We start from the raw sequence: 2,703 nt of genomic DNA, 5'->3' as shown, positions 1-2,703 counted from the left end.
TCCTGCCTGGTCAGACCGTTGCGGCTGTTAGGGACGTGCTTCGGAAAGCAGGGTTCTGATGATCGGGTAGCGCGAGTATGAGCATCGGATAGCGGTGCCGGTCCTCGTGTGCTCGTGTCGGTTCTACGCGTGGCAACAAGGCTGCGCGTGGATCCGAACAGGAGGCACGGGTGACTGATTACCGATTGGTGATGTCGCTACTGCTGCAGGACAGGTCCTACCGGGACATCGAGGCGATCGCGGGTTGCTCGCATCGCACTGTCGCGAAGGCGAAGAAGGTCTGCCACGAGCACGGGTTGACCGCCACGAGCCAGGTCGAGGCGCTCAGCGGCGAGGAGATCGACGTCTTGTTCGCAGATGGGCGCAAGACGCCGTCGAAGGAGTTCGTCGCCTTCGACGTGGCGGCGACCGTGAAGAAGCGCACGGGCAAGAACAAGCTGCCGCTGCGGGTGCTGTGGGCCAACTACCTCGACAGCGACGGATCGCCGGGGCAGCGGCACTACAGCTATCAGCGGTTCTGCCAGATCGTCGGCGAGTACGTCGAGGTCAACGAGCTGACGATGCGGATCGCGCACGTGCCCGGGCACACGATGCAGGTCGACTGGGCGGGCACAAAGATGGCGATCTTCGACCCCGTCCTCGGTACCAAGACCACGGTCTCGGTGTTCGTTGCGTCGCTGCCGTACTCGGGGATGGTCTTCGCGTGCGGCTGCGTGGACGAGAAGATGGCGAACTGGCTCGACGCGCACCTGCAGGCCTTCGAGTACTTCGGCGGCGCGGCGCAAGTGATCGTCCCGGACAACGCCTCGACGGCATCGAACCAGATCGCCCGCGGCGACCGGGCCCGCGAGGTCAACCGTGAATACCGTGACTTCCTCGAGTACCACCACACCGCCGCCGTGCCCACTCGGCCGGTGCGCCCGACGGACAAGGGCAACGTCGAGGCCGGGGTGAAGGTGGTGACGAACTGGGTGATCGGACGGCTGGCCGATCGGCGCTTCGCCAGCCTGGACGATCTGAACGAGGCGATCGCCGCCGAGGTGGAGGCGATCAACGACCGGATCCCGTTCCGCGGCCAGAAGACCAGCCGCCGCGAGCTGTTCACCGAGCACGAGCAGTCGGAGCTGATCGCTCTGCCCGAGGTCCGCTGGCAGCCGGTCATCTGGAAGAAGTCCAAGGTCAACCGGGACTATCACGTGGAGATCGCCACGGTGAAGTACTCGGTGCCCTACACCTTCACCGGCCAGCACGTCGACGTGAAGATCACCGGCCCCACACTGGTGGTCATGGCTGGCGGCGAGATCATCGCCTCCCACACCGTCTCCGGTAGGCGGCACGCCTTCGTCACCGATCCCGACCATGTTCCCGCGCAGCATCTGCAGTCATCGGACCTGTGGTCGCGGGCGTATTTCGTGCGCCAGGCCCACAAGATCGGACCGCACACCGTGGCTGCGATCAGTGAGGTCCTGGATCGCCAGCGGATCGAGGCTCAGGGCTACCGTTCGTGCCAGAACATCCTCGCCCTGGCCCGCGGGGACAACAAGATGCTGCTCGAGCGGGCCTGTGGCCAACTCGTCTCCGAGACCTCCCGCCGGGCGATCAGCTACACCGCCGTCAAGCAGCAGCTGGCGGCCCTGAGGACCCAGGCCGCCGCCCGGCCCACCACCACGCAGCCGGCGGTGGCGGCTACGACGGACCGGCTGGAGCCGCCGCCGGGTCGGCGAGATACCACCGGGGCGCATCTGGCCGGGCCCGAGCAGTTCAGCCTCGCCGTCCTCACCGGAGGCCCGAGCAGCGGCACTGCGGGGCAGGAGGAGCTGCAGTGACTGATCGTCATCTCACCGACGCCGACATGCCGCTGTTCACGCAGCTGCGGATGACCGCGTTCGGCCAGACCGTCATTGACCTGGCCAACGATCCCGCCTGCGACGAGTGGACCTTCTCGGAGAAGATCTTCCACGCCCTGGACAAAGAGATCACGGCCAGGCAGGAACGCCGGACCCAGAAACTACTCAAGGCCTGAAAGATCGCCAAACCCTGACGCCTGCGTAGAAGAGATCCGCTACCTGCCTGACCGCAACGTCAACCGCGAGCTAATCGCACGACTTTCCAGCTGTCAATGGATCGACGCCACTCGCAATCTCGTCGTGCTCGGCCAATCCAGCGTGGGCAAGACCTACCTCGCCCAGGCGCTTCTCAATGCCGCGTGCCGAAAGTACTACACCGCGAGGTTCTTCCGGCTCGACGACCTGGCCAACCGGCTCGCCGTGCTGGAGCCGACCTCGCAGCGCAGGCTGGACTTCCTCACTGATCTGCACAACTGCGACCTGCTAGTGCTGGACGATTTCCTGACCACGCCGGTGGCCCCGCACACCGCGGCGGAGCTGCTCAACATCCTTGCCGCTCGGGAAGGGCGGGGCTCGACGCTGGTGACCTCGCAGTTCGATCCGCCAGATTGGTACAAGTCGCTCCAAGACGCGGTCATCGCCGAATCGATCCTCAACCGGATCGTCGCCGGCGCCGAGATCATCGCCCTCGACGGCCCGAACATGAGACGACACCTCGCCACGGCAACGCCATAGCGGCCCAGCGGTCGGACGGGTGAACTCCGCTATCCGATACCCGTCCGACCGCTACCCGATCATCAGAACCGCGCTTTCCGAAAGGCGTCCCAAACAGTTGCGGCGTCTGATGCGGCGTGCG

3 protein-coding genes are annotated in these 2,703 nt (G+C 65.6%); all 3 read left to right on the top strand.

Annotated features, from left to right (window positions below):
- The first annotated feature begins 170 nt into the window (after nt 1-170).
- Genes istA through AYO52_RS15275 form a run of 3 tightly spaced genes read left to right on the top strand, consistent with a single transcriptional unit; the run spans nt 171 to nt 2,582 of the window.
- Entirely contained in the window at nt 171-1,826 is a 1,656-nt protein-coding gene (istA, locus tag AYO52_RS15280; RefSeq protein WP_253702221.1) for an IS21 family transposase, read from the top strand.
- Nucleotides 1,823-2,023: a hypothetical protein gene (locus tag AYO52_RS19025; RefSeq protein ID WP_223210114.1), complete on the top strand. Its 201-nt coding sequence runs from the start codon at nt 1,823-1,825 to the stop codon at nt 2,021-2,023. Before istA ends, AYO52_RS19025 begins: the two co-directional genes overlap by 4 nt.
- A gap of 34 nt (nt 2,024-2,057) precedes the next feature.
- On the top strand, nt 2,058-2,582 hold the full coding sequence (locus AYO52_RS15275; protein WP_253702223.1) for an ATP-binding protein: 525 nt from the start codon (nt 2,058-2,060) through the stop codon (nt 2,580-2,582).
- Nucleotides 2,583-2,703: the final 121 nt, after the last annotated feature.

The organism is Dietzia sp. 111N12-1 (assembly GCF_001658045.1).
Classification (GTDB): domain Bacteria; phylum Actinomycetota; class Actinomycetes; order Mycobacteriales; family Mycobacteriaceae; genus Dietzia; species Dietzia kunjamensis.
The sequence above is the reverse complement of the archived record's forward strand: the minus strand, read 5'-3'. Positions and strand labels throughout refer to the sequence as shown.